A 26,036-nucleotide genomic window follows, 5' to 3' on the forward strand; every position below is an offset into this window, starting at 1 on the left:
AACCCAGAGGAAGATTGGCATGACGGCCGCAACGCAATTCGATCAGGTTTCCATTGTTAAACGAGCCAACGTCTATTTCGACGGCAAGTGCGTTTCGCACACGGTTCTGTTCGCCGACGGCACGCGCAAAACGCTTGGTGTGATCCTGCCGGGCGCGCTCAACTTCGGCACCGACGCGCCGGAACTCATGGAAGTACAGGCCGGTCAATGCCGCATCCGCCTCGAAGGCAGCGACGAGTGGAAGACGTACGGTGCGGGCGAGTCGTTCTCGGTGCCCGGGAAAAGCCGCTTCGATATCGACGTGATCGAAACACTCGACTACGTCTGCAGCTATCTGTAAAACGCGTCGCGTCGCGCGTCATCGACAATCGCCGGTTGGGCACGAGCCATCACCCAACCGGTGAAGAGACAAGCACGGATTGAAGTTTCCGTTACGATCAACGGTGCTCGTATCATGTTCGCTCAGCCACGCACCGACGTGTTTCGACATTGTTCAACAGCGCCTCAAAATCCTCGATGGGAAGCGGGCGGCAGAAATAATAGCCCTGATACGCGTAGCATCCCGCCGCAGCGAGGAAATCCCGCTGAGCCTCGGTTTCGACGCCTTCGGCAATCACACCCAAACCGAGGCTGCGCGCAAGCGCCACGATAGTTCTGGCAATCACGGCGTCGTTCGGATCGACCAGGACGTCACGCACGAATGAGCGGTCAATTTTCAACTGATCCAAAGGCAGCCGCTTCAGGTAGGACAGCGACGAATAGCCGATGCCAAAATCGTCGAGCGCGAATACGATGCCTTTCGCTTTCAGCGCGCTCATCTTCTCAATGATGTCCTGCACGTTGTCGACCAGCACACTTTCCGTCAGCTCCAGTTTCAGCCTGTCAGGCCGCGCGCCGGTGCGAGCGATAATCGTCAATACGTTGTCCACGAAATCGGCTTCGCGGAACTGTTGAACGCTGACATTGACCGCGATCGTGAGATGCGCCATGTCGGGCCGCGTTGCCCATTGCGCCAGTTGCGCGCAAGCGGCCTCCAGCACCCAGCTTCCCAGCGCAAGGATCAGTCCAGTCTCTTCCGCGAGCGGAATGAACTCGGCAGGCGGCACGATACTGCGCTGCGGATGCTGCCAGCGCACCAGCGCTTCCGCGCCTGTCACTCGCGTGCCCACAACCTGCGCCTGGTAGTGGAGCAGGAACTGATTGTCCTGGATGGCGTTGCGCAAGCCCGCTTCCAGCGCGGCTCGCTGCACCACGACGGTCTGCATGTCGGGATCGAAGAAACGCACGGCATTGCGTCCCCGTTCCTTGGACTTGTACATCGCGAGGTCGGCCTGCTTGAGAAGTTCGTCGATCGAGGCCTGATGTCCTCTGAACACGGTGGCGCCAATGCTCGCACTCGTGCGGTACTCGATCTTGCCAAGCTGGTACGGACTGCCCAGAACAGCGAGGATTCTTTCGCCCACGGCCTCCGTCTGATTGGCCGCCTCCTGCCGGTTCTTGTGCAGATTGCCGAGCACCACCACGAACTCGTCGCCGCCCACTCGCGCCACGGTGTCGCTTTCGAGCACGCTATCTGCCAGACGCCGCGCCACTTGCTGCAGCAGCAGATCGCCTTTGTCGTGGCCCAAGGTATCGTTCAACGTCTTGAAGTGATCCAGGTCGATGAACAGCAGCGCGCCGCATGCTTCGTTGCGGGCGCTGGCCGTGATCGCCTGCCTCAGGCGGTCCAGCAACAGCGTGCGATTGGGCAACCGGGTCAACGCATCGAAGAAGGCCAATTCCTTGATTCTCTCTTCTGCGATCTTGCGCTCGGTAATGTCGTGATGCGTGGCGACATAGTGGCTGACGGTGCCGTCGTCGCTCATCACGGCGGAGATCGTGAGCCATTTCGGGTACACCTCGCCGTTCTTGCGGCGGTCCCAGACTTCTCCTTGCCATCCGCCCGCACTGTGAATCGCTTCCCGCATCTCCTCGAAGAATGCGTCGTCGTGGCGGCCGGATCGCAGCACGCGCGGTGTCTGGCCGACGATCTCCTCGGCCGTATAGCCGGTACATTCGGTGAAGGCCGAGTTCACGCGCAGAATGGTGGCGCTCGCGTCGGTGATCATCATCGGTTCCATCGAGTCGAATGCGACAGCGGCAATGCGCAGTTCAGCCTCGACCTGTTTGCGCTCGGTAATGTCGCGGCCGCTCATGCGAAAGCCGATGAACTCGCCCTTGGAATCGGTAATGGGAACCCAGGACGCGGACAGCCACATGAGCGAGCCGTCCTTGCGAACACAGCGAAACTCAAGGTCATTGCCGCGCAAACCCTGTAGCGCCTTCTGGAATTCAGGCGCCACGCGGGGAATGTCCTCGGGATAAATCACGGTGCCCGCAAAATCCGGTAAGGCCATGCACTCGTCGACCGTATAGCCGATGTACGCCTGCACCGCCGAGTTGATCCAGCGCGGCTTGCCGTCGGGTCCCCACCAGATTTCCCAGTTGACCGTACAGTCGGCGATCGCGCGGAATTTCTCTTCGTTCTCGCGCAATTCCTTTGTCATTGCCGAAGCAAGCCGCATCGCCCGGCCGCGGCCGGTCATCATCAGCCAGGTGAGCAGCGCCAGCAACAAGCTAAGGCCCGTGCCGGTGCTGGCGATGAGGAGCGCGGCGTTGCGGCCGAAGCGGGCCTTGAAGTCGTCGTGGGCGCTCATCGAGAGCGTCCAGTCATGTCCGCCGACAACCAGATATTCATAGGCCGACATGTCCGCAGGCCGATGATGACCGGGCGCCTCCGGCGTCTTGTGCAACAGCGTGGCGGCCGACATCTCGACGCCGTCGTAGATAGCGATGGTGAGACCAGGCGGCTGCTCGCCGTACAGGCTGGCGATGACATCGTGCATGCGGAACGACGCGAACACCCAGCCGACCAGGTGCGCGCGGCGCTGGGCGACGCTGTCTTGCGGCTGGCCTCGTGCATAGATCGGCAGGTACATGACGAATCCGGGGCGAGTATTGCCGCCGGAATCCACCGAGAGGCGAACTTTGCCGGAAAGGGTCGCCATGCCGGAGTCGCGCGCCTGCTCCAGGGCGCGCCGCCGGACCGGATCCGCCCATGCATCGAAGCCGGGCGCCGCGCGATTGATGCCGATGAACGGCTCGCGCTGGATGATGGGCGCATAATTCTCGCGCGAGCCTTCGGGCTCGATCGCGTAGTCGGGCACACCGAGCCGGCGCATGGCCGTTATATGCTCGAGCTTTTGCGTCGCCGGCACCCACGCGACGATGCCTATTGCCTGGATGCCGGAGAAGTTGGCGTCGAGATTGAGCGTGCCGACGTAGTCACGAAACCGGCCGCGATCGATCTCGCCCGTCGCGGCGACCAGGCTCTGTACACCGCGTAGCAAGAGCTCGTACGTGCCCATGCGCTGCTCGATCCGGCTGACGGCGTCGCCCAGCGAATAGTTGAACTGGGACAGCAGTTCATGACGCGTGGCTTGCCGCTCGTGGTCCCACAGCATCCAGGTCACGCTAAGCGCGGCGGACAGGACCAGAAACGGAAGCAGGACGAGGCGTGCCCAGTTCACGGCTGCGTCTTGAAATCGACCATCGAATCGGCGAGGTCGGGTTTGAAGTACTTCTCGAAGATGCGCCGCACGGTGCCGTCCGCGCGCATCTCATTCACCAGCGCGCGCCACTTTTCCCGCTCGGCCGGCGAGAGTGCCTTCTTCGACATGATGAGGCCGTGACGGACGGCGGGGTCGTCGAATTCCACGATGGTGGTGACGTCGCGGATTTTCTTCTCATCGATTGCAGGGTAATCGAAAGGCTCGATGATCATGCCTTGAATGCGCCGCAGGATCAGCGCCTGATACAGCGGATCCAAACCGCCGGCCTGGCTGACACGATTTTCGGCGGAAAGCTTGTCGACCAGCCGGTTTGCCGAGTCGCTATAGCGGAAGCTGCGGATAACGCCGAGCTGAAACTGATCGTTGTGTTCGAAGTCGGCCAGCCGATGAATTCCAGCGTCCTTGCGCACCAGCAGATAGTACTTGTTGCTGAAGTACCAGGCGAAATCCGCGTACTCATTACGCTCGTCGTTGGCAATGCCCGACAGGCTGAAATCCAGAGCGCCGGATTCAATCAGCTTCCAGATCCGGGCTCGCGACATCAGGCTGACTCTGATCTGGCAACCGCTGCGGCGAATCAGTTCGTCGGCGAAGTCCTTGTCGATCCCAGTATCTGTGTCGACGGAATAGAGCAGGCCGTGATCGTGTAAAGCGAGCGTAAACGAACGCGAACATTCCGGACCCGCGGCCATGGCGCTGCCCACGCAGCTTAGCGCCAGCAACAAACCCCCGAGGCAATGTCGAATCACAGTGTCTCCGTCGTACGAAGATGACTTGAGTACCACATTCAGTTTTCCCGACGATGGCCCCGGCGAGATCCTGCTATTGGGTCATTTTGAATGCGGCCAACGAGATGCCATTTCTTTACGGACTGGCCAGCATACACCTGTCCGTAGTGCCAGCGGAACATCCAACCGAAAGCGCTCTTCACGCAATATCGGCAACGGGCTGCAGTTCTTGAGACGGCGGTTGTTATTTTTTTGCGCGGAAGCGGATTCTGTCCATTTGGAGAACTTCCACGATCAGACACCTTCTTTGATCGAGTAAGCACAATTCATCAACCAATGGCACTATTCTCCCCACCCTGCTAGATTTTTACTCAGCCGAATCATTGATCGGGAGAGATCGATGGCCGACAGACCGACTTCCAATGCCTCCGCCGTCCGTTCGCTGGTGCTGATTGCCGTGGTCGTGGCCGCGCTGGTCGCGGCCTTCGCCTATACGGCGGGCTGGCTCTCGCCAGGGCGTCTCACGCCGGCAAAGATCGTCAACGGTCTCGCGCCGCCGGGCGGCGCGGCACTCGGCTTCCGGCGCAATCATGCCAAGGGCGTCTGCTTTACCGGCACTTTCGAATCGAACGGCGGAGCTACGGCTCTCTCGAAGGCGCCGATGTTCGCGCCTGGATCGTATCCGGTCACAGGACGTTTTAACCTCGCTACGGCCGACCCCAAAGCGCCGGATGCCACGGTCAGGGTGCGAGGCCTCAGCCTGCGCATCGTCGGACCGGATGGAAGCGAATGGCGCACGGCGATGATCGACGCGCCCTTCTTCCCGGTCGCCACGCCGCAGGCGTTCTACGCCCTGCTTCAGGCGTCGGCCAACACGAGCGATCCGGACGCGATGAAGAATTTTGTCGCCGCGCACCCGGAGTTCGGCACATTCGTCGGCTGGGCCGGCAGCGCGCCGTGGACAGCCTCGTACGCGCAGGACCGCTACAACAGCCTCAATAGCTTCATCTTCACGAATGCCCAGGGGCAGGAGCAGCCCGTGCGCTGGTCCTTCGTACCGGCCGCGCAGCCCGAGGCTGTCTCCCCCGACCAGTTGAAGGCGAAAGGCGCCGACTTTCTCGCCGCGGATATCACGCAGCGGGTGCAGAGCGCTCCGCAACGCTGGACGCTGGTCATCACCGCCGCCAACCCAGGCGATCCGACCGCCGACCCCACCAAAGCCTGGCCGGAAGACCGACGCAAGGTTGAGGCGGGCACACTGGTGGTCAACGCGATCGAGCCCGAGGCCGACGGTCCGTGTCGCGATCTCAACTTCGATCCCACGGTCCTGCCCTCCGGCATGCACGTCTCGGACGACCCGTTTCCGGCCGCGCGATCAGCCGCCTATTCTGTCTCGTTCAACCGGCGGACCGCCGAGGATAAGGACTATCCGCGCCATCCGGCGGGAGGAGCCACGCCATGACGACCCCGATCCACGCTCGCTTCACACCGCTGCAACGCGCGCTTCACTGGCTCATGGCGATCTGCATTCTGGCGATGCTGTTCATCGGCGTCGGGATGGTGTCCACCGTCCGCCCGGATTATCTTTCGCTGGTGTCGATTCACAAGCCGCTGGGTATCGTGATTCTCGTGCTGGCGCTGATTCGCCTGGTGGTGAGGTTCACGCGCGGCGCGCCGCCGCTGCCGGCGTCGATGCCGGAACCGATGAAACTCGCCGCCCGCCTCTCGCATCTCGCGTTCTATCTATTGATGATCGGGCTGCCGCTAATCGGCTGGGGCATGCTGTCGGCGGCGGACTATCCTGTCGTGGTGTTCGGAATACATTTGCCGTCCATCCTGCCGCATAGCAACGGTCTGCACACGCTGCTCTGGAACGCGCACAGAACGCTCGCGCTGTGTTTTTTTGCGCTGATCGTGCTTCACCTGGCGGCGGCGCTGCTGCACGCGCTAGTGAGACGTGACGGTGTATTCGAGGCGATGGCGTCCTGGTCGAGGCGGTGAGACCCGCGCCTCCGGCGATTGAAGCGAAGCGGGCGACCTGCACAGGCCGCCCGCGTCAAACTCTACTGAGTTACCGCATCGTCACGCTTACCGCACCTTCCCCTGCTTCCACGCAGTCAGCAACTGGTCATACTTGACCGTTTCGCCTTTCGGCTTCTCGTTCGCCAGCTTCTTCCACGGTGCGTGCTGATCCGACAACCATTTGTCCGGTGCGCTTTCCGGATTCAATTCCGGCGCGCAGACCTTCATGCCCGCGCGCTGCAGACGGCCGAGTACCTGGTCCATTTCTTTCGCCAGATTGTCCATCGCGGCTTGCGGCGTCTTCTCGCCGGCGACGGCTGTCGCGACGTTCTTCCACCACAGTTGCGCCATCTTCGGATAATCGGGTACGTTGTTGCCAGTCGGCGTCCACGCGACACGAGCCGGGCTTCGATAGAACTCGATCAACCCGCCGTACTTGTCCGCGTTCTTCGTGAAGTAATCGCTATGAATATCGGAATCGCGAATGAACGTGAGACCGGTAATCGACTTCTTCAGCGAGACGGTTTTGGACGTGACGAACTGCGCGTATAACCACGCGGCAGCGCGCTGATTCGGCGGCGTCGACTTGAAGAAAGTCCACGAACCGACGTCCTGATAGCCGTTCTGCATGCCGTCCTTCCAGTATGGACCGTGCGGCGACGGCGCCATCCGCCACTTCGGCGTGCCGTCCGCGTTGGTCACGTTGCCGGGTTTCAGCATCGACGCGGTGAACGCGCTGTACCAGAAGATCTGCTGGGCGATCTTGCCTTGCGCCGGCACCGGCCCCGCTTCGTTGAAGGTCATGCCCGAGGCTTCGGGCGGCGCGAACTTCTTCAGCCAGTCGATGTATTTGGTGGTCGCGAACACCGCGGCCGGACTATTCGTGCCGCCGCCGCGCGAGACCGACGCACCCACCGCATGGCAACCGTCCGGCGTGACGCGCACGCCCCATTCGTCGACCGGCATGCCGTTCGGAATGCCCTTGTCGGCTTCGCCCGCCATCGAAAGCCATGCATCGGTAAAGCGCCATCCCAACGACGGGTCTTTCTTGCCGTAGTCCATGTGCCCATAGACCTTTTCGCCGTCGATATTCTTGACGTCGTTCGTGAAGAATTCGGCGATGTCCTCATACGCGGACCAGTTCACCGGCACGCCCAGCTCGTAGCCGTATTTCGCCTTGAACTTGTCCTGCAGATCCTTGCGCGCAAACCAGTCGGCGCGGAACCAGTAAAGATTCGCGAACTGCTGGTCGGGCAGCTGATAGAGCTTCTTGTCCGGCGCGGTCGTGAAACTTGTGCCGATAAAATCCTTGATGTCGAGACCAGGGTTCGTATATTTCTTGCCTTCGCCGGTCATATAGTCGGACAGCGGCATGATCACGCCATAGCGATAATGCGTGCCGATCAGGTCGGAGTCGGAAATCCAGCCGTCGTAAATACTCTGGCCGGATTGCATCGAGGTCTGCAGTTTCTCGACGACGTCGCCTTCCTGGATGATGTCGTGCTTGACTGAAATGCCGGTGATTTCGGTGAACGCCTTGGCGAGCGTTTTCGATTCGTACATGTGCGTGTCGAGTGTTTCAGACACCACGTGCACTTCCTTGACGCCTGCCGATTTCAGCGTCGCAGCGGTATCGATGAACCACTTCATCTCGTCCATCTGCTGCTGCTTCGATAGCGTGCTGGGCTGGAACTCGCTATCGACCCACTTCTGCGCTTCGGGCGTGCCGGCGATCGACGCGTGGCTCGTGAAGCCAGTCGCGATGACGCCTGCCACGGCGAGCGTGACGATTCGTCTCCTCTGTTGCATGGCTTTCTCCTGTGTCTCCGCACCCCTTGGATCAACTGCCGAGGTCCGCCCGGGGGCATCAACGGAACCGGTCTGTCCAGATACGCAAACCTTCAGGACGCAATGCTGTTCATCCTTTCCACATGACGATCAGCAGCACGAGCATCGACGCCGCAAAACCGGGCCATGCGCTCGCGCGTTCCGCGCTGATGCCAATCCACGCGAGATTGATATACGCCGCAATCAGCAGTCCGATAAAAAGCCGGTCGCCGCGTGTGGTGCCGATCGGCAGGAAGCCTTTGCGTTCGGCGGTGGGCGAGCGGATTTCCCACACGGTCATGCCCGCCAGCATCACCACGATGCAGCCGAAGAAGATCGCCACTTCCGGTGTCCAATACATCCACGTGAGCATCAGACTCTCCCCATCGCAAAGCCCTTCGCGATGTAGTTCCGCACGAAATAGATGACGAGCGCGCCGGGCACGATGGTCAGCACGCCCGCCGCCGACAGCACGCCCCAATCCATCCCCGCCGCCGATACCGTGCGCGTCATCACCGCGGCAATCGGCTTGGCGTTGACGGTGGTGAGCGTGCGAGCGAGCAGGAGTTCGACCCAGCTGAACATGAAGCAGAAGAACGCGGTCACGCCCACGCCCGACTTGATCAGCGGCAGGAAAATCTTGATGAAGAATGCCGGGAACGTATAGCCGTCGATATAGGCGGTTTCGTCGATTTCACGCGGCACGCCCGACATAAAGCCTTCAAGAATCCACACCGCCAGCGGCACGTTGAACAGCATGTGCGCGAGCGCGACCGCGATATACGTATCCATCAAGCCCACGCTCGAATACAGCTGGAAGAACGGCAGCAGGAACACCGCGGGCGGCGTCATCCGGTTGGTGAGCAGCCAGAAGAACATGTGCTTGTCGCCGAGAAAGCGATAGCGCGAGAACGCGTACGCGGCAGGCAGCGCGACCAGTACCGACATCACCGTATTCATCAGCACGTAGATGATCGAATTGATATAGCCCCAGTACCAGGACGGATCGGTGAAGATGACCTTGTAGTTGTCGAAGGTCACGTGATGCGGCCAGATCGCGAACGCGGACATCGTCTCCTCGTTCGTGCGCAGCGAGATCGACAGCATCCAGTAGAGCGGAATCAGCGCGAACAGGATGTACAACGTCAGCACGGCCACGCGCATCCAGCGGTTATTGCGCATGGTCGTCTCCCAGCGTTGCAGGGCCGCCTTTGCCCACGCGCTCCATCCAGTTGTACAGAATGAAACACAGCAACAGGATGATCAGGAAGTAGATCAGCGAAAATGCCGCTGCCGGGCCGAGGTCGAATTGGCCGACCGCTTTCTGCGTCAGGTACTGCGACAGGAACGTGGTTGAATCGCCGGGGCCGCCGCCCGTCAGCACGAACGGCTCGGTGTAGATCATGAAGCTGTCCATGAAGCGCAGCAGCACGGCGATCATCAACACGCCGCGCATCTTCGGCAGCTCGATATAACGGAATACGGCGAAGCGGCTGGCGCCGTCGATTTCGGCGGCCTGATAGAACGCGTCGGGAATCGCGCGCAAGCCGGCATAGCAGAGCAGCGCGACGAGCGGCGTCCAATGCCAGATGTCCATGACGAGCACCGTGATCCACGCGGCGGCGGGACTGGCCGTGTAGTTATATTCGATGCCCGCGTGATTGAGTGCGTAACCGAGCAGGCCGATATCCGGACGCCCGAAAATCTGCCAGATCGTACCGACCACGTTCCATGGAATCAGCAGCGGCATGGCCAGCACGACCAGCGAAGCCGACGCGCGCCAGCCGGACGCGGGCATTGCGAGTGCAAGTCCGACGCCAAGCGGAATCTCGAACAGCAGCACGCAGGCGGAGAAGATGATCTGCCGTCCGAGCGCGCCGCGCAGGTCGTCGTCGTTGATGATGGCGCGAAACCACTCGGTGCCGACGAACACATGTTGCGTCGGGCTGATAATGTCCTGCACCGAATAATTGACCACCGTCATGAGCGGCAAGATGGCCGAAAACGCGACGCAGATGAACACCGGCACGACCAGCAGCCACGCCTTCTGATTGACGGGCTTGCTCATCGCGTGATCCTTTCGTCGTTGCTGAAGAATACGGTTTCCGCCGTGGCGAGCTTCAACCAGACCGCCCCTTCATCGACACGCAGATGCGGTTCGACCTTTGCCCTGAAGACGTGGCCATCGCACTGCGCCGTAACCAGTTGGTAGTTGCCGAGTTGCTGCACACGCAGCAGGTGAGCTTTCACCGCGCCGGCTTCACTGTCGCTCGCGAGGCGCACGAACTCTGGGCGAATGCCGAGCGTCAACCTGCCGTTGGCGTGCTTCAGCGTATCGAGCGTAGGCGGGTCGAGTTGCAAGTGTTGCGTGCCGATCCTGATGCCGTCGGCGTTCAGTTCGACCGGACAGAGATTCATCCCCGGACTGCCGATGAAATAGCCGACAAACGCATGATCGGGCCGCAAAAACAGGGCGCTCGGATCCCCTTTCTGCACGACGCGGCCGTTCGTCATCACGACGACTTCATCGGCGAAGGTCAGCGCCTCGACCTGATCGTGCGTCACATAGATCAACGTCAGCTTCAGTTGCTGATGAATCTTTTTCAACTGACGACGCAGGATCCACTTCATATGCGGATCGATAACGGTTAAGGGTTCATCGAACAGGATCGCGGCGACGTCCTTGCGCACGAGGCCACGTCCAAGCGAGATTTTCTGCTTCGCATCCGCCGACAGATTGTTCGCCTTGCGCGGCAATTCACGCGTCATGTCGAGAATTTCCGCGACTTCGTGAACACGCTGCTTCACGTCATGTGCCGACATTTTCCGGTTACGCAGCGGGAACGCGAGGTTGTCGAACACGCTCATCGTGTCGTAGATCACCGGGAACTGGAACACTTGCGCAATGTTGCGCTCGCGCGGGCTCTGCGCCGTGATGTCGCTGCCGTCGAACAACACCTTGCCCTCCGAGGGCGTCACCAGACCGGACACAATGTTGAGCAGCGTGGACTTGCCGCAACCGGACGGCCCGAGCAACGCATACGCGCCGCCGTCTTCCCAAACCATGCTCATTGGTTGCAACGCGTAGTCGTCGAGCGTGGCCGGGTTGGGTGCATACGCATGCGCGAGATTCTGGAACTCAATGCGCGCCATGAGCGGCCTCCGGGCCAGACACCAGCGTCGTGTCCGCGCCGAACACGAACAGTTCGTCAGGGTCGATGTACACGTCGAGTTCAGTACCCAGATCGATCTGATGCACGCCTTGCAGTTGCGCCACCAGATCGATGCCGCCTTGCCGCGTATGCAGATGCAAGTAGGTTTCGGAGCCGCTCAGTTCGGCCAGTTCGAGCCGGCACGGCACGGCAACGGAGCGCGGCGTTCGCGGCGCGAGTCGCAGATGGCCGGGACGGACGCCGATGCGGACCGTTTCGTTTGCGCTGACAGCCCGCACGCTGGGCCGCCCGAGCGGCACGTCGATACCGATTGGCAGGCGCGCGGCGCCGTCGGCGGTGAGATTGCTGGCGAGCATATTCATCGGCGGGTCGTTGAAGACGGCCGCGACGTCGATATTGGCCGGCGCGTTGTACACATCGAGCGTCGGTCCGTGCTGCAGCACGCGCCCCTTGTCGACGATCGCCGTATAGCCGCCGAGCAGAAGCGCTTCGAGCGGTTCGGTCGTCGCGTAGACGACGGTGGTTTTGCCGTCCGCGAACAACGTCGCCAATTCCACGCGCAATTCCTCGCGCAGCTTGTAGTCGAGATTGACGAGCGGTTCGTCCAGCAAGACCAGCGACGAGCGCTTGACCAGCGCCCGCGCCAGCGCGCAACGCTGCTGCTGGCCGCCGGACAGTTCGCCCGGACGCCGTTGCAGCAGGTGATCGATATGGAGTTTGGCGGCGACTTCGTGGACGCGCCGTTTGACTTCGTCGGCGGGCGTCTTTTGCAGCTGCAGCGGCGACGCAATGTTGTCGAACACCGTCATGGCCGGATAGTTGATGAACTGCTGGTAGACCATCGCGAGGTTGCGTTGCCTCACGCTGACGCCGGTCACGTCGTTGCCGTCGGCCAGCACCCGGCCGGAAGCCGGGCGGTCGAGTCCGGCCATCACGCGCATCAGGGTGGTCTTGCCGGCTTGCGTCGGTCCGAGCAGCACGTTGATCGCGCCGGGGACAAGCCGCAGATCGACGCCGTACAGGTCCGTGTGGGCGCCCGAAACGACCGTCACCCGCTCCAGTTCCAAGACCAAATCGCTCTCCTTTGTTCTAGTGCGTCTCCGGTACCGCGGGTGCCTTCTGGTCCAACTTGGGGCGGACGGCGAGCGCACCCCTTTTTCTGAAAGGAAATCAAAACAACGGGTTCGATGTTCCTTTTTGTTCGTTTACGTTTAAATTGGTGTTAACCATACAATCGGTCGACAACGAAGTTCACCGGCGCTTACCACATTGATAACGATTGCTTTCGTTGATCGTTTTACTTTGCGTCAATCGTAATCTGGATGTCAGCGTAACAGAATGGCAATCCGACCGACGAATAGCCTGCTCGCGCCGCGCGGATAGGACGCAGGTTTGACGCGCGTGGTCAAATGGGGCTTTTGAGGAGGACCGCATGAGTGCTGTCAACGATAAAGAAGCCGCTGACCGGACCGTCAAGCTCTACTCGGTACGCGACTTTTTCCGCAGGCCCGAAAAACACCAGTTCACGATTTCGCCGGATGGCCGGCATCTCTCGTTCTTGACCCGGCACGCGGGCCGCCAGAACATCTTCGTTCAGGAAGTCGGCCCCGATGGCTCACCGTCAGGGGACGCGCGGGCTTTGACCAACGAAACCGAACGCGACGTGCCGGGCCATACCTGGAAGGGAAACGACCGCATACTGTTCGTTAAGGACTTTGGCGGCGACGAAAACTATCACGTGTTGTCCGTGCCGATCCATGGCGGCGAACCGGTCGACCTGACGCCGTTCGACGGCGTCAAGGCGAGCATCGTCGACGATCTCAGAGACGACGACCGCCATATCCTGATTCAGATGAACCGGCGCGACCCGCAGGTGTTCGACGTGTTTCGCGTCGACGTCGTTACGGGCGCCTTCACTCCAATCGCTGAAAACCCCGGGAACATCCTGGGCTGGATGACCGATCACGCTGGGAACCTGCGCGTCGCGACGGCCTCGGACGGCGTCAACACGACCTTGCTCTACCGCGATACCGAAACCGAACCGTTCCGCCCGATCCTCACGGCGGACTTTCGCGAAACGGTGTCGCCGCTGTTCTTTACCTTCGACGATCAGCGCTTGTACGTGCTCTCCAATCGAGGCCGCGACAAGACGGCCATCTTCGAGTTCGACCCGCAAACCGTGCAGGAGGGCGAGCTGCTGTTCGAAACCGAACACGTGGACGTGGGCGGCATGACCTTTTCGCAACATCGGCGCGTATTGACCGCAGCGTGGTATGTGGATGACCGTTTGCATCGGCACTTCTTCGACGAGTGGGCGCGTTCGATCCACGAAGATCTGGCCCGTCAGTTGCCCGGCCAGGAGATCGCGATCACGAGCATCACGCGCGACGAGTCGCGCGCGATCGTCCACGCTTCGAGCGACCTGTCGCCGGGCTCGATCTGGACGTACGATATCGCCAGCCGCCATCTGTCCCGGCTATGTGATCTGATGCCCTGGCTCGACGCCGCGGACATGGCGCGAATGGAACCGATCAGCTTTGTCGCGCGCGACGGGTTGCGGATCAACGGCTATCTGACGTTGCCTGCGGGCGTCGCACTCGGGCAAAAGCCGGAGCGCCCGCTCCCGTTGATCGTCAATCCGCACGGAGGACCTTGGGCGCGCGATTCGTGGGGATTCAACCCCGAAGTGCAACTGCTCGCCAATCGCGGGTACGCCGTCTTGCAGCTGAACTTCCGCGGATCGACGGGCTATGGACGCGCGTTCTGGGAGGCGAGCTTCGGTCAGTGGGGCAAGTCGATGCAGGACGACATCGACGATGGTATCGACTGGCTCGTCGCGCAAGGTCTGGCCGACCCAGCGCGCGTGGGCATCTACGGCGCGAGCTACGGAGGCTACGCGGTGCTCGCCGGCGTCGCATTCACTCCCACGCGCTATGCGGCAGCGGTCGACTATGTCGGCGTTTCGAATCTGTTCACGTTGCTCGAATCGCTGCCGCCGTATTGGAAGCCGATGCTCGACATGATGTACGAGATGATCGGCAACCCGCAAACCGAAACGGGCAAGCAGGCGCTGCACGATGCGTCACCGCTATTCTTCGTGGATCGAATCGTGACGCCGTTATTCGTCGCGCAAGGCGCCAACGATCCGCGAGTCAAGCAAGCCGAAAGCGACCAGATCGTGAACGCCCTGCGTGAACGTGGGATCGACGTCAAGTACATGCTCAAAGACAACGAAGGACACGGCTTCCACAACGAAGAAAACCAGTTCGAATTCTATGAGGCGATGGAGGTCTTTCTCGCGCAACATCTAGGCGGCCGTTCAGCGGCGTAGCGGGCCGACAGCTTCCGCATGGGAAGGCGGTCGGCGCAAACTCGCGTCGGCCCGCCGTGCCGCTTTACAGACCTCTCAGGAACGCGACTAGCAAGTCGCTCACTTCGGTCGAGCGTTCGCGCTGAATCCAATGACCCGCGCCGTCGAGAATATGGCAGCCACGCAACCCGGGTAGCACGCGTGCCAGATTCTCGATACGCGCCCGCGAGCCCGGAAACTTGAGAACGTCGTCTCTCGCGCCGGCCACGAACATCGAAGGCTGCCGGATCACGGCCCCTCGCCACGCAGCCATGAGTTCCGACGAGCGTCGAATACCGCGATACCAGTTGAGTCCGCCTCTGAAACCCGTGCGCGCGAACTCGCCCGCCACATAGGCAATCTCTTCGCTGGTCAGCCAGGCTGGCAGCGTCTCGGGGTCGAGCGTGTTGTCGAGAAAACCTGCGCCGGGTGCCAATATTCCGGCCACGACGCGTTCGGGCCCATCGCCCGACATGCTGAAGGTGATGCGTCGAATCGCGGCTTCGGGATCCGCCTCGAACTCGCGCTCGGCTACACCGGGCGTCTGGAAGTACTGCATATAGAATGTTCGTATTCCTTGGCGATCCAGTGCAGTAAGCAAATCCTCCCGTGCAGGCGGATGAAACGGCACGCTCATGCCGACAACGGCACGGAACAGATCGGGCCGCAACATCGCCGAGTTCCAGGCGACCGGCGCGCCCCAATCGTGGCCGACGATCACAGCCTCGCTTTCACCGAGCACGTTGACGAGTTCGACCATATCGCCGACGAGATGCAGCATCGTGTACGAGTCCGCATCGGGCGGTGCATCGGTGCCGCCATAGCCGCGCATATCGGGTGCGACGGCGCGAAAGCCCGCGGCGGCGAGCGCCGCCAACTGATGCCGCCAGGAGTACCAGGACTCCGGAAAACCATGACATAGGAGCACCAGCGGGCCGTCGCCCTGGGTGGCCACCCGCATGCGCAATGCGCCGACTTGCAGCGTCTCGAGGCGAAGTTCGTGCAAGGTCGGATCCATGAGATTCAGTTTAGCGTGGCGAGCAACGCAGGGTTCCGGCGATCAAGCAACCCTGATGGACCATTTTGCCTAGTGGCCTATTCGCTCGCCTCAAGGGGATACGTGTGCGCGCGCCTCGATGTTAACCCGCTCATGAATGGCCTCGCAATGGCGAACCAGCGCCGGACGCGAGAGCACGTAATGCTTCAACGGCGTGTCGATCCGGTAGAAATAGATGTTGGCGACAAAGCCGTAGATCGCCGCGTCGACGGTTGTCGGCTCGGGCCCGAAAACAAATCCGTCGTTGCCGAGCAGATCCGCCACGACACGCAAATCGTCGATACCTCTCGCATAGACCTGCTCCGGCTCGTAGCGGCCAATGCCTTGGTAGTGATAGCGCAACCGGTTGTATTCGCGCGCGGCTTCGAGGTCGCTTGCGCTCACGTCCGCGTGGGTGGCGAGAATGGCGTCGCGGAAAGACGGCCAGAAGCGGTCGTCGCGCCAACGTGAAAAGCTCATCGGCCAGTACAGGTCGTCGAGCGTCCTTCGGACCAGGAAGTCGAGATTCAATTGTCCCGGCGAAAGCGCGTGGTCAATGCGCAGGTCGTACCGACGCTTCAAATGGGCGATGATTCCGTCGCTATCGCCGATCGTTGCTTCGCCATCGACCAGATATGGCAACTGTCCGCGCGGTGCGAGGCTCGTATCGAGAATGTGCCGATGCTCGAAGTCCATCCCGCAGAGACGCATGAACGCAAATACCTTGAGACCGAAAGGATTGTTATCGGCGACGCCAAACAGGTCGGGATAGGAATAGAGCGTCAGCATGAGAGACTCCTCGCCAAGGCCGTCACTCCGCGAAGAGGTCACTACTGCGGAGCGTGGAAGTGAGCGGATACGATGCGCTCAAGCTTACGCGACTCCCGGTCGACCGTCATGTGATTGGCGTGCGATGACGGTACATGGGCATAAACGGTTTTTCTCCATGCGCTGTACGCCGTCTCTCAGTGCCCCAGACCGCTCCTGGCGATCTGCTGCTCGACGAACTGCGCAAACAGTGAATGCAGATGCGTGGTCGGATGAAGGTCGTCGGCGAACATGTATGTCTGGTCCGCGTTGCTGGTCACGTAGGTTGGCGGCGAGCATAGCAAGGCCGTGTTGTCGGGCGTCTTCTTGGGGTCGCAGGCCTGGCCGGTGTTCGACACGGCAAAGCCATTGGCCTGAAAGTTGGTGATGATCCCGTTCAGCCACGTATAGGCATCGACCTGGATGACTTTTGCCTGCACACCTGCGGTCTGCAACGCGGTGTTCAGCGTATCGTTAAACAATTGCGATAGCTGGCTCAGGTTAGCCCCGCCATCGGATGAGGCAAGGCCGGTTGGCGAGAGCCCGACGTTTGGAAGATTGACCACCACGACGTGCGCGCCGCCGTTCTGGACGATCTGCCCGATGACCTGAGCCAGGGTGTTCGCCGCCGTCTGCACGGTCGGGGCCGCGGCCGGCAACTGCCCGGCGCGAAGTACATCGTTCGCGCCGGCCCAGACGAGCACCAGTTGATTGGCGTTGAAACTGCCATGCGCCGAGAGATAGCTGGACACCTGCTGATTGACTGGCATCTCGACGTTGCCGATCACCGCGGTCAGAAAATTGGACTGATTGGCCGGGGTCGCTACGGTAGCGCCGCCTTCCGCATAGCCCAAGCCGCCCTGCGCACTGAGTTTATGCGTGACGTCGATCGTATAGGCAGCCTTTAGCGTGTCGCCGTAATACTGCGCGACATCCTGAGTCCACACCTGCCCGGGATTCGTCGTGAAACGGCCGCCGCCAACCGCGCTTGCAAGCGGCGCGTAGGTTCCGACGTCGGAAAGGCTGTCGCCGAACGAGACGATTTGCAGATTGATGCCGCCGGCCGGTGTGGCGGGGCTACCGCTATTATTCGAGTCGCCACCGTGGCCGCCGCACGCGGTAAGTAGTGACAGCGCTACTGCAAAAATTGCAGCGCGTACCGTGTCATTTATTCCTCGCATCGCAGCGTCTCCCTGGCTGTCCCGAGAGCCGTTGCGACATTGCGGCTTTATCGCCGGTCGCGCTCTCCCGATAAGCACACTCTTCAAGCAATAAGCGTGCGCTATCGCGGATGACGCTGCTGCGACGTCATGCGCACTTCGAGAATGGGAGCGACGCGAGGCATTGCAGCGCATATGGCCGCCGTCAATCGAAGGATTCCGTATCAATCCGGCGGCCAGTTGCGGCACGCCCCTCATAGCGTGTCGGGCGCATTTCGCCTGCGTAGAATCACGCATTCACTTCGAAACACGCGCTCTTACTACACGCAAAACGGATCCGAAATAGAAATCAAGTGGATCGAGCACTTCATCGCACTTTCCCAGTATCAAAGCTTCTCGCGCGCGGCGGAGTCTCGGAATGGGAGTTGCCGCTTCTGTTGCCGACGAAGAGCTTCGTAGACACGACCGGCGTGCGCGTCAGTCTGGTCGATCCGACCGATGTCCTTGCACAGCAATGCGTGGCGCTGGCGACGACGTCCGCGCCACCCGCTCCGGTCGTTAGCGAGCCCGGTCGATTGCGCTGACAGCCAACTCCCGCGCAAGATCCGCGTAGAGTTCGGCCCACTTCCCTGTCAAGCTGGGATCATCAGTCAGGAAAAGCGGGTGCTCGGCCCAGGCACTAACATCCGCACCTTTCCAGGCCATTTCGAATATCCGCAGTTCCTCGTCCTCGCTGACACCGACGTCGACCAGTTCGCCGAACGAGGCCATGTTGGAGAGAGACACATTGTCGGCCGCGGTGCCGTGGATAGCGGCCAGCGCGCCGGCCGCCCGCTTGCGCGCATCGTCACGGCTGCCGGCAAGCAAGAACACGATGCTTTCGCCGTGCGCGTTGTTGACCACCGCCCGATACAGCGAAGTTTTGCAGCGCTGGCTCAGTTGCGTGCCCATGGTTGCCCCCGGTTCCGAAAACTGTTCGTCGTTCTGCTCCGCCGCCTGGTTTGCGCTGATTTGCATTTCCAGGCGCTGCTGCCGGCGGCGGTACCTGTCGCTGCTCCAGTACAGGTAAATACCGCACACGAGCAGGCAGGCCAGCGCGAGAATCCCGACGCCTCCAAGTATCGCCAGATCCGCATGCGCCATTTCGGGCCTCCTCAGTCTCGCGCGTGCCGTGCCCGCCATTTGCGGGGCTTGCGGGCACGCCATCTATCAGAATACGGCGGCCCCGCTCGACTTTTTAAACCGTCCCACGCATGAATCGCTCGCGGAGGCGAAGAAGCCGTCTGCTCGCATCGCCAGCGTGGCCATGATCTTGCGAGCGCAGGGACGTTGCTTCGAGTATCTGATGGGAATGGCTAATGATCAACAGAGCACACCTCTCTATTGACCAATCGATCGCGCTATAGGACGCTATCAGGCTTATGCCAATGCGCCGGACGACTGTCACGCCGCCGGCGCCATCTTCCGAAACTACTTGCGCCGCATCTATACCCCGGCCAGCGCCGGCAGTTCCAACTCGTGCAAAACGCGTTCGCGCCAGTTGCTCATCTCTGGCTGATAACCCACGCGACTCTGACGCGGCGCGCTTTCCACACGCCTCGGCAGCGGCGCCGGGTAACGCGCACGCTTCTTCTCAAGAATGGCCTGACTCAAGAACTCCGCGCTATACGCTTTCAACAAGTGCGCATGATGTGCTTCGATATACGCGGCGATCTGCGCCTGTTCGCCGTCGATCATGGCCAGCAACGCCAGCGTCTGCGTATCCCAACGAAAGCGCAGGCCGAGTTCATCGAAAGCGGCGTTATAGGCGCACAGTTGCGCCTGGATTTCAGCATGGTGCGCGCTGTCGCCAGCGTCGAATTGCGAGGGGTTCATGGTCGTCTCCGTCAGGCAGGTGGCATGAACGAAGAGTAGAAGAGCGCATAAATAAACAATAGTTAAAGTTTTTTCGAAAAACGATAGTGCTTTGTTTATATATTGGTTTACCCCAAGTGGCCACAACATCGAGGTGCGCGCACCTTGGACAGCGAGCCACCGCCGGCAATCGAGCCATGGGCAAGGGCGACAGCGCATCCATTAGGAATGCCGAATGCAAACCATAAAATGTTTTAACTTTTCCTTATTGCTGTTCTCGCGCAGCATCCACTCAGACGCGCTGCACGACTCATCGCCTCTCACTCGCCGGTTTTACGCTCAACGGGTAAGGGTTTTCGTTAGTGCAGCTCCCTCTGGCCGACCATTGGCGCCTCGCTGCCGCAAATAAAACGGCGATGAAGCGGTTCGATCACGTAAGTCCAACGCGCCATTTGAGCGCGACGGAATATACAGGAGACGGAGACATGGGACATTCCAGCGCATCGGAAAAAGGCCGCACTGCATTCACGCATCACCGCTGGGTGCAACTCGCGATCGGCATTGTGTGCATGGGACTCGTCGCGAATCTGCAATATGCGTGGACGCTGTTCGTCGTACCAATGGACAACGCGCACCACTGGGGACAAGCGGCGATCCAGACAGCGTTCACGATCTTCATCGTCACCGAAACCTGGCTCGTGCCGGTCGAAGGCTGGCTCGTCGACAAGTTCGGGCCGCGTCCCGTTGTCATTGGCGGCTCGCTGTGCGCGGCGCTCGGCTGGATCATCGACGCCCATGCAAGCAGTCTCGCCGAGCTGTATGCCGCGGCAGTCATTGCCGGGATCGGCGCGGGCTGCGTGTACGGCACCTGTGTGGGCACGGCGCTCAAATGGTTTCCGGATAAGCGCGGTCTCGCGGCGGGTTTGACCGCGGCGGGTTTCGGCGCCGGCGCGGCCGTCACCGTGATCCCGATTGCCGACATGATCCAACGCTCGGGCTACCAGCACACCTTCATGTTCTTCGGCATTTTCCAGGGCGTCTGCATTCTGCTGCTCGCCACCATGCTGATTCGGCCGAAGCCGCCCGCCAACGCTGTCGCCGCCAAACGCATCGTTGCCAGCAAGATCGACTACACGCCAGGCGAGATGATCCGTTCGCCGCTCTTCTGGGTGCTGTATCTGATGTTCGTGTTCGTCGCAGCCGGCGGCATCATCGCGACCGCGCAGCTCGGGCCGATTGCGAAGGAATACGGCTTTGCCAAGCTGCCCGTGAATCTGATGGGCATCACGCTGCCGCTGCTCACGATGACACTGTCCATCGACAACCTGTGCAACGGTTTCACCCGTCCCTTGTGCGGCTTTCTGTCGGATCGCATCGGCCGGGAAAACACGATGTTCATGATCTTTCTCGGCGAAGGCGTCGCGCTGCTGGGACTCATGCAGTTCGGCCATAACCCGTACGCCTTCATGTTCTTCGCGGCTGCCGTGTTCCTGTGCTGGGGCGAAATCTTCTCTATCTTCCCGGCCACCTGCGCCGATACGTTCGGCAGCAAATACGCCGCCGCCAACGCGGGAACGCTGTACACCGCGAAGGGCACCGCGTCGATGCTGGTGCCGCTGGCATCGGTGCTGTCGGCGAACGGCGGATGGAGCACGGTGTTCATCTGCGCCGCCGTGGTGTCGATCGCGGCCGCCGTGTCCGCGAAATTTATCCTCGCCCCCATGAGAAAGCGCTGGATCGAAAACTCAGGCGCGCCGGCCAGCGTCGTTATCGCCGAAGCACGGCTGCAGCCGTCGTCCGGCGGCTCGCCTGATTGACTGACCACGTGAGCGCCCCGCTCACGACACACCACACTACGCCCCGCCAACAAGGAGAGATGTCATGGCAGAAGCCGACCAGCCCACAACAGACAACACGTCGACACAACAGGCGACCGAGACGACCGACGGATTCCATCTCGTCATCGACGCGCTGAAACTGAACGACATCGACACCATCTTTGGCCTGGTCGGCATCCCGATCACCGACCTTGCGCGTCTTGCCCAGGCGGAAGGCATGCGTTTCATCGGCTTTCGCCATGAACAGCACGCGGGCAATGCGGCGGCCGTTTCCGGTTACATGACGAAGAAGCCAGGCATCTGCCTGACAGTGTCGGCGCCGGGCTTTCTGAACGGACTGACCGCACTCGCCAATGCGACCACCAACTGCTTCCCGATGATCCTCATCAGCGGCTCGAGCGAGCGCGAAATCGTCGATCTGCAGCAAGGCGATTACGAAGAGATGGATCAGTTGAACGCAGCCAAGCCGTACGCGAAGGCCGCTTATCGCGTGCTGCATGCGGAAGATATCGGCATCGGCGTGGCGCGCGCGATCCGCGCCGCGGTGTCGGGCCGCCCTGGCGGCGTCTATCTGGACCTGCCCGCCAAGCTGCTCGCGCAAACCCTGGACGCCGTGAAAGCGCAGCAATCGCTGGTGCGCGTGATCGACGCGGCGCCACGTCAATTGCCCGCGCCGGAATCGGTCAAGCGCGCCATTGACGTGCTGAAGAGCGCCAAGCGTCCGCTGATCCTGCTCGGCAAAGGCGCGGCATACGCGCAGGCCGACGCGGAGATTCGCGGCTTCGTCGAACAAAGCGGCATTCCGTATCTGCCGATGTCGATGGCCAAGGGCCTGCTGCCCGATACACACGAGCAATCGGCGTCGGCGGCGCGTTCGTTCGTGTTGCAGGAAGCCGACGTCGTCGTGCTGATCGGTGCGCGTCTGAACTGGCTGCTCTCACATGGCAAGGGCAAGACGTGGGGCGCGGAGCCGAAGAAGTTCGTCCAGGTCGACATCTCGCCGACAGAAATCGACAGTAACGTCGCGATCGCCGCGCCGGTGATCGGCGATATCGGTTCGTGCGTGGCGGCGCTGCGTGAAGGCCTCGATGCGAGCTACAAAAAGCCGGGCAGCGAGTGGACCGGCGCGATCGCGGAGCGCAAGAACAAGAATCTCGCCAAGATGGCCGCGACGCTCGACAAGAACCCGTCGCCGATGAATTTCCACAGCGCGTTGCGCGCGATCCGCGACGTGCTGAAAACACGGCCGGACATCAACGTCGTCAACGAAGGCGCGAACACGCTCGACTACGCCCGCAGCATCATCGACATGTACGAGCCGCGCAAACGCTTCGACTCGGGCACGTGGGGAATCATGGGCATCGGCATGGGCTTCGCGATCGGCGCGGCGGTGACGAGCGGCAAACCGGTCGTCGCGATTGAAGGCGACAGCGCGTTCGGCTTCAGCGGCATGGAACTCGAAACCATTTGCCGCTATGACTTGCCGGTTTGCACCATCGTCTTCAACAACAACGGCGTGTATCGCGGCACCGACGTGAACCCGACCGGCGGCAAGGATGTCGCGCCGACCGTGTTCGTGAAGAACGCGCGCTACGACAAGATGATCGAGGCATTCGGCGGCGTCGGCTATCACGCGACCACGCCGGAAGAACTGACGAAGGCGCTGCTCGAATCGATCGCCTCGGGCAAACCGAGTCTGATCAACGCCGTCATCGACGAAGCGGCCGGCACCGAAAGCGGCCGCTTGACCAATCTGAATCCGCAAAGCGCGGCAATGAAAAAGTAATCTGGGCAACCACGGAGATTCAACATGACCAAACCTCTCGAAGGCATCAGGATCATCGACTTCACCCATGTTCAAGCGGGCCCCGCTTGCACACAGTTGCTCGCCTGGTTCGGCGCGGACGTCATCAAGGTCGAGCGGCCGGGTTCCGGCGACGTGACGCGCAACCAGTTACGCGATATCCCTGATGCCGACGCGCTGTACTTCACGATGCTCAACAGCAACAAGAAGTCGCTCACGCTGGACACCAAGAAACCCGAAGGCAAGGAGGTGCTCGAAAAGCTGATCCGCGAATCGGACGTGCTGGTCGAGAATTTCGGCCCGGGCGCGTTGGACCGGATGGGCTTTTCGTGGGAACGCCTGAACGAACTCAATCCGAAGATGATCGTCGCTTCGGTGAAGGGCTTCAGCGACGGCCATCACTACGACGACCTGAAGGTCTACGAAAACGTCGCGCAATGCGCGGGCGGCGCGGCCTCCACCACCGGCTTCTGGGACGGCCCGCCGACCATCAGCGCGGCCGCCCTCGGCGACAGCAACACCGGCATGCATCTGGCCATCGGCATTCTGACCGCCCTGCTGGGACGCGACAAAACCGGCAAGGGCCAGAAGGTCGCGGTGTCGATGCAGGACAGCGTGCTGAACCTGTGTCGCGTGAAACTGCGCGATCAACAGCGGCTGGAACGCGTCGGCTACCTGGAAGAATATCCGCAGTATCCGCACGGCGAATTCAGCGATGTCGTGCCGCGCGGCGGTAATGCGGGCGGCGGCGGTCAGCCGGGTTGGGTGCTCAAGTGCAAGGGCTGGGAAACGGATCCGAACGCGTACATCTATTTCACGATCCAGGGCCATGCGTGGGAGCCGATCTGCAAGGCGCTCGGCAAGCCGGAGTGGATTGACGACCCGGCCTACAAGACCGCGGAAGCACGTCAACCGCATATCTTCGACATCTTCAACACGATTGAAGGCTGGCTCGCCGACAAGACCAAGTTCGAAGCGGTCGACATCCTGCGCAAGTTCGACATTCCGTGCGCGCCGGTGCTGACCATGAAGGAACTCGCCAACGATCCGTCGTTGCGCGCGAGCGGCACGATTGTCGAAGTGCCGCACAAGAAACGCGGTTCGTATCTGACCGTCGGCAGCCCGATCAAGTTTTCGGATCTGAAGCCGGAAGTCACCGCCTCGCCGCTGCTGGGCGAACACACCGAGGAAGTGCTCGCGAGCCTCGGCTACAGCAAGCAGGACATCTTCAACCTGCGCGAAGTGAAAGCGGTTTAATGGTGCTACGCAAGGCCGGGTATCAGCCCGGCCTTGCCGATGCGGCGTCCTGGCGGCGCCGTATTCTATTGAGCATTCGTGTTTTTCAGATCGAGGGGGAGCGCCATGCAAAACGCCATCGACTTCCAGCAACTTGCCAACGCAATCGGCGACGCGATCGTCATTTCCGACGCGCACGGCAGCATCACATTCTGGAACCCCGCGGCCGAACGCATGTTCGGCTTCACGCAAGGCGAGGCGCTCGGCAATTCGCTAGACCTGATCATCCCGGAGCGTCTGCGCGGCCGGCACTGGGATGGCTATCACAAGACCATGGCGACCGGCGAAACCCGCTATGGCAACGACGTGCTGCGCGTCCCCGCCGTGCACAAGGACGGACGCTCCCTGTCAATCGCCTTTACGGTCGCGTTGCTGCATTCGCCGCAGAATGAACTCACCGGCATCGTCGCCGTGATCCGCGACGAGACCAGCCGCTTCCAGGAGGACCGCCTGCTGCGCAAGCGGCTTGCGGAGCTGGAGGCATCCGCCGGCGCGTGAGCGCCCTTGCCACAACACTGCCTTTCGGTCCATCGCTGTAGACTCTGCCAGATCGCGTTTTCAACCAGACCGGATCAGGCAACATGGACCGCATCGACGCAATGAAGGTGTTCGTCGCCACGCTCGACGAAGGCAGCCTGGCGGGCGCGAGCCGTCGACTCGGCCGCTCGCCCGCCGCGGTTAGCCGCGCTATTGCGTTCCTCGAAGAGCATGTCGGCACGGCCTTGCTGCATCGCACGACGCGCACCATCAAACTAAGCGAAGCCGGCGAACGATATGCCGCCGCCTGCCGCCGCATTCTCACCGATCTCGAAGAGGCCGACCTGCTGATCGCCGGCGAGCGCTCCGCGCCGCGCGGGCTGCTCACGATCACCGCGCCGGTGGCCGCCGGCCAGGACATGCTGCAGCCGATCATCGACGAGTTCGTCGACCGCTATCCGGCTGTGTCGGTCCGCCTGAATATGCTCGATCGTCCGGTGAGCCTCATCGACGAAGGGATGGATCTGGCGTTGCGCATCGCTCACCTGCCCGATTCGACGCTGGTGGCGATCCCCGTCGGCGAAGTGCGGCGGGTCGTTGCCGCGTCGCCTCGCTACCTGGCGAAGCACCCTCCCATTACCGAACCTTCCGATCTGGCCCAGCATCAGATCATCTCCATGACTCACTTCGGCCTGGACTCGTGGAGCTTTCCGCCGCCGAACGGTTCGACGATTCCGCGCGTGGTGCAGTTCACGCCTCGCTTTATCGTCAACAGTATTCAGGCAGCCGTGGCCTCGGCGGTCGCGGGGCACGGCGTCACCCGCATGTTTTCCTATCACGTCGCCGAACAGGTCAAGGAAGGCACGCTGAAGATCGTCCTAAACGACAACGAACCCGCCCCGCTGCCGGTCCACTTGCTGACGCCGCACGGACGCCTTGCCGTGCCCAAGGTGCGCGCGTTCGTCGATTTCGCGACGCCGCGTCTGCGCAAGCATTTCACGCAGTCCGAGCGGATTACCGCTCGAAATTGAATCGTTTCGCGGAAGAATGTCTG

The 26,036-nt window shown here is 61.4% G+C and carries 22 protein-coding genes; 9 read left to right on the top strand and 13 right to left on the bottom strand.

Features of this window, described 5'->3' with window-relative positions; all coding sequences use genetic code 11:
- Positions 1-19 precede the first annotated feature (19 nt).
- On the top strand, positions 20-340 hold the full coding sequence (locus B0G80_RS35385; protein WP_116122394.1) for a pyrimidine/purine nucleoside phosphorylase: 321 nt from the start codon (positions 20-22) through the stop codon (positions 338-340).
- Between the two features lie 112 nt (positions 341-452).
- On the opposite strand, the gene B0G80_RS35390 is transcribed toward B0G80_RS35385, so the two are convergent.
- Both B0G80_RS35390 and B0G80_RS35395 read right to left on the bottom strand, forming a co-directional pair.
- Positions 453-3,569 carry an EAL domain-containing protein gene (locus B0G80_RS35390; protein WP_116122395.1) on the bottom strand — a complete coding sequence of 1,039 codons (3,117 nt, stop codon included), beginning with the start codon at positions 3,567-3,569 and terminating at the stop codon, positions 453-455.
- On the bottom strand, positions 3,566-4,360 hold the full coding sequence (locus B0G80_RS35395) for an ABC transporter substrate-binding protein (protein WP_106282717.1): 795 nt from the start codon (positions 4,358-4,360) through the stop codon (positions 3,566-3,568). Before B0G80_RS35395 ends, B0G80_RS35390 begins: the two co-directional genes overlap by 4 nt.
- Before the next feature lie 379 nt (positions 4,361-4,739).
- Between B0G80_RS35395 and B0G80_RS35400 the strand changes: the two genes are divergently transcribed.
- Together B0G80_RS35400 and B0G80_RS35405 are read left to right on the top strand one after the other, a co-directional pair.
- The gene (locus B0G80_RS35400) at positions 4,740-5,801 is read left to right on the top strand and encodes a catalase family peroxidase (RefSeq protein WP_116122396.1); all 1,062 of its coding nucleotides are present in this window, start codon (positions 4,740-4,742) and stop codon (positions 5,799-5,801) included.
- A complete protein-coding gene (locus B0G80_RS35405) occupies positions 5,798-6,340 on the top strand; it encodes a cytochrome b (protein WP_116122397.1) in 543 nt (180 codons plus the stop codon). The genes B0G80_RS35400 and B0G80_RS35405 overlap by 4 nt, the downstream gene beginning before the upstream one ends.
- An 87-nt stretch (positions 6,341-6,427) precedes the next feature.
- Here the strand turns inward: B0G80_RS35405 and B0G80_RS35410 are convergent, their stop codons facing one another.
- The 6 genes from B0G80_RS35410 to B0G80_RS35435 form a co-directional block, all read right to left on the bottom strand.
- Positions 6,428-8,170, bottom strand: a complete 1,743-nt coding sequence (locus tag B0G80_RS35410; protein ID WP_106282714.1) for an ABC transporter substrate-binding protein — start codon at positions 8,168-8,170, stop codon at positions 6,428-6,430.
- Positions 8,171-8,279: 109 nt separating this feature from the next.
- Positions 8,280-8,561 (bottom strand): DUF2160 domain-containing protein, encoded by a 282-nt coding sequence (locus B0G80_RS35415; RefSeq protein ID WP_116122398.1) that lies wholly within the window; start codon positions 8,559-8,561, stop codon positions 8,280-8,282.
- Positions 8,561-9,370 carry a carbohydrate ABC transporter permease gene (locus B0G80_RS35420; RefSeq protein WP_116122399.1) on the bottom strand — a complete coding sequence of 270 codons (810 nt, stop codon included), beginning with the start codon at positions 9,368-9,370 and terminating at the stop codon, positions 8,561-8,563. The genes B0G80_RS35415 and B0G80_RS35420 overlap by 1 nt, the downstream gene beginning before the upstream one ends.
- Positions 9,360-10,256, bottom strand: a complete 897-nt coding sequence (locus B0G80_RS35425; protein WP_116122400.1) for a carbohydrate ABC transporter permease — start codon at positions 10,254-10,256, stop codon at positions 9,360-9,362. Before B0G80_RS35425 ends, B0G80_RS35420 begins: the two co-directional genes overlap by 11 nt.
- Positions 10,253-11,341 carry an ABC transporter ATP-binding protein gene (locus tag B0G80_RS35430; RefSeq protein ID WP_116122401.1) on the bottom strand — a complete coding sequence of 363 codons (1,089 nt, stop codon included), beginning with the start codon at positions 11,339-11,341 and terminating at the stop codon, positions 10,253-10,255. The genes B0G80_RS35425 and B0G80_RS35430 overlap by 4 nt, the downstream gene beginning before the upstream one ends.
- On the bottom strand, positions 11,328-12,434 hold the full coding sequence (locus tag B0G80_RS35435) for an ABC transporter ATP-binding protein (protein ID WP_116122402.1): 1,107 nt from the start codon (positions 12,432-12,434) through the stop codon (positions 11,328-11,330). Before B0G80_RS35435 ends, B0G80_RS35430 begins: the two co-directional genes overlap by 14 nt.
- Positions 12,435-12,793: 359 nt before the next feature.
- On the opposite strand from B0G80_RS35435, the gene B0G80_RS35440 reads away from it, so the two are divergent.
- Positions 12,794-14,692, top strand: coding sequence for a S9 family peptidase (locus tag B0G80_RS35440; RefSeq protein WP_116122403.1), 1,899 nt, complete (start codon positions 12,794-12,796; stop codon positions 14,690-14,692).
- A gap of 64 nt (positions 14,693-14,756) precedes the next feature.
- On the opposite strand, the gene B0G80_RS35445 is transcribed toward B0G80_RS35440, so the two are convergent.
- The 5 genes from B0G80_RS35445 to B0G80_RS35475 all read right to left on the bottom strand — a co-directional run bounded on the left by B0G80_RS35445 (position 14,757) and on the right by B0G80_RS35475 (position 19,717).
- Positions 14,757-15,716, bottom strand: coding sequence for an alpha/beta fold hydrolase (locus B0G80_RS35445; RefSeq protein WP_241974851.1), 960 nt, complete (start codon positions 15,714-15,716; stop codon positions 14,757-14,759).
- Between the two features lie 102 nt (positions 15,717-15,818).
- The gene (locus B0G80_RS35450; RefSeq protein ID WP_116122404.1) at positions 15,819-16,535 is read right to left on the bottom strand and encodes a glutathione S-transferase C-terminal domain-containing protein; all 717 of its coding nucleotides are present in this window, start codon (positions 16,533-16,535) and stop codon (positions 15,819-15,821) included.
- A 176-nt stretch (positions 16,536-16,711) separates the two neighbouring features.
- Positions 16,712-17,734 (bottom strand): SGNH/GDSL hydrolase family protein, encoded by a 1,023-nt coding sequence (locus B0G80_RS35455; protein WP_116122405.1) that lies wholly within the window; start codon positions 17,732-17,734, stop codon positions 16,712-16,714.
- A gap of 537 nt (positions 17,735-18,271) precedes the next feature.
- Positions 18,272-18,856 carry a hypothetical protein gene (locus B0G80_RS35465; protein WP_116122407.1) on the bottom strand — a complete coding sequence of 195 codons (585 nt, stop codon included), beginning with the start codon at positions 18,854-18,856 and terminating at the stop codon, positions 18,272-18,274.
- Between the two features lie 342 nt (positions 18,857-19,198).
- On the bottom strand, positions 19,199-19,717 hold the full coding sequence (locus B0G80_RS35475) for a hypothetical protein (protein WP_309568802.1): 519 nt from the start codon (positions 19,715-19,717) through the stop codon (positions 19,199-19,201).
- A gap of 335 nt (positions 19,718-20,052) precedes the next feature.
- On the opposite strand from B0G80_RS35475, the gene oxlT reads away from it, so the two are divergent.
- The 5 genes from oxlT (at position 20,053) to B0G80_RS35500 (ending at position 26,013) form a co-directional block, all read left to right on the top strand.
- The gene (gene oxlT, locus B0G80_RS35480) at positions 20,053-21,384 is read left to right on the top strand and encodes an oxalate/formate MFS antiporter (RefSeq protein ID WP_116122409.1); all 1,332 of its coding nucleotides are present in this window, start codon (positions 20,053-20,055) and stop codon (positions 21,382-21,384) included.
- Positions 21,385-21,448: 64 nt separating this feature from the next.
- A complete protein-coding gene (gene oxc / locus B0G80_RS35485; RefSeq protein WP_116122410.1) occupies positions 21,449-23,191 on the top strand; it encodes an oxalyl-CoA decarboxylase in 1,743 nt (580 codons plus the stop codon).
- Positions 23,192-23,215: 24 nt separating this feature from the next.
- On the top strand, positions 23,216-24,466 hold the full coding sequence (gene frc / locus B0G80_RS35490) for a formyl-CoA transferase (protein WP_106282699.1): 1,251 nt from the start codon (positions 23,216-23,218) through the stop codon (positions 24,464-24,466).
- Positions 24,467-24,571: 105 nt separating this feature from the next.
- Positions 24,572-25,003, top strand: a complete 432-nt coding sequence (locus B0G80_RS35495; RefSeq protein ID WP_116122411.1) for a PAS domain-containing protein — start codon at positions 24,572-24,574, stop codon at positions 25,001-25,003.
- Between the two features lie 83 nt (positions 25,004-25,086).
- Positions 25,087-26,013 carry a LysR family transcriptional regulator gene (locus B0G80_RS35500; protein ID WP_116122412.1) on the top strand — a complete coding sequence of 309 codons (927 nt, stop codon included), beginning with the start codon at positions 25,087-25,089 and terminating at the stop codon, positions 26,011-26,013.
- Positions 26,014-26,036 lie beyond the last annotated feature (23 nt).

The sequence above is a fragment of the Paraburkholderia sp. BL6669N2 genome, from assembly GCF_003387275.1.
GTDB lineage: Bacteria > Pseudomonadota > Gammaproteobacteria > Burkholderiales > Burkholderiaceae > Paraburkholderia.

Excerpts from the sequence above, each read along its gene's own strand:
- B0G80_RS35385 (WP_116122394.1), top strand. The coding sequence starts at position 20 with ATGACGGCCGCAACGCAATTCGATCAGGTTTCCATTGTTAAACGAGCC.
- B0G80_RS35400 (WP_116122396.1), top strand. The coding sequence starts at position 4,740 with ATGGCCGACAGACCGACTTCCAATGCCTCCGCCGTCCGTTCGCTGGTG.
- B0G80_RS35405 (WP_116122397.1), top strand. The coding sequence starts at position 5,798 with ATGACGACCCCGATCCACGCTCGCTTCACACCGCTGCAACGCGCGCTT.
- B0G80_RS35410 (WP_106282714.1), bottom strand. The coding sequence starts at position 8,170 with ATGCAACAGAGGAGACGAATCGTCACGCTCGCCGTGGCAGGCGTCATC.
- B0G80_RS35415 (WP_116122398.1), bottom strand. The coding sequence starts at position 8,561 with ATGCTCACGTGGATGTATTGGACACCGGAAGTGGCGATCTTCTTCGGC.
- B0G80_RS35420 (WP_116122399.1), bottom strand. The coding sequence starts at position 9,370 with ATGCGCAATAACCGCTGGATGCGCGTGGCCGTGCTGACGTTGTACATC.
- B0G80_RS35425 (WP_116122400.1), bottom strand. The coding sequence starts at position 10,256 with ATGAGCAAGCCCGTCAATCAGAAGGCGTGGCTGCTGGTCGTGCCGGTG.
- B0G80_RS35430 (WP_116122401.1), bottom strand. The coding sequence starts at position 11,341 with ATGGCGCGCATTGAGTTCCAGAATCTCGCGCATGCGTATGCACCCAAC.
- B0G80_RS35440 (WP_116122403.1), top strand. The coding sequence starts at position 12,794 with ATGAGTGCTGTCAACGATAAAGAAGCCGCTGACCGGACCGTCAAGCTC.
- B0G80_RS35450 (WP_116122404.1), bottom strand. The coding sequence starts at position 16,535 with ATGCTGACGCTCTATTCCTATCCCGACCTGTTTGGCGTCGCCGATAAC.
- B0G80_RS35455 (WP_116122405.1), bottom strand. The coding sequence starts at position 17,734 with ATGCGAGGAATAAATGACACGGTACGCGCTGCAATTTTTGCAGTAGCG.
- B0G80_RS35465 (WP_116122407.1), bottom strand. The coding sequence starts at position 18,856 with ATGGCGCATGCGGATCTGGCGATACTTGGAGGCGTCGGGATTCTCGCG.
- B0G80_RS35475 (WP_309568802.1), bottom strand. The coding sequence starts at position 19,717 with ATGTTGTGGCCACTTGGGGTAAACCAATATATAAACAAAGCACTATCG.
- oxlT (WP_116122409.1), top strand. The coding sequence starts at position 20,053 with ATGGGACATTCCAGCGCATCGGAAAAAGGCCGCACTGCATTCACGCAT.
- oxc (WP_116122410.1), top strand. The coding sequence starts at position 21,449 with ATGGCAGAAGCCGACCAGCCCACAACAGACAACACGTCGACACAACAG.
- frc (WP_106282699.1), top strand. The coding sequence starts at position 23,216 with ATGACCAAACCTCTCGAAGGCATCAGGATCATCGACTTCACCCATGTT.
- B0G80_RS35495 (WP_116122411.1), top strand. The coding sequence starts at position 24,572 with ATGCAAAACGCCATCGACTTCCAGCAACTTGCCAACGCAATCGGCGAC.
- B0G80_RS35500 (WP_116122412.1), top strand. The coding sequence starts at position 25,087 with ATGGACCGCATCGACGCAATGAAGGTGTTCGTCGCCACGCTCGACGAA.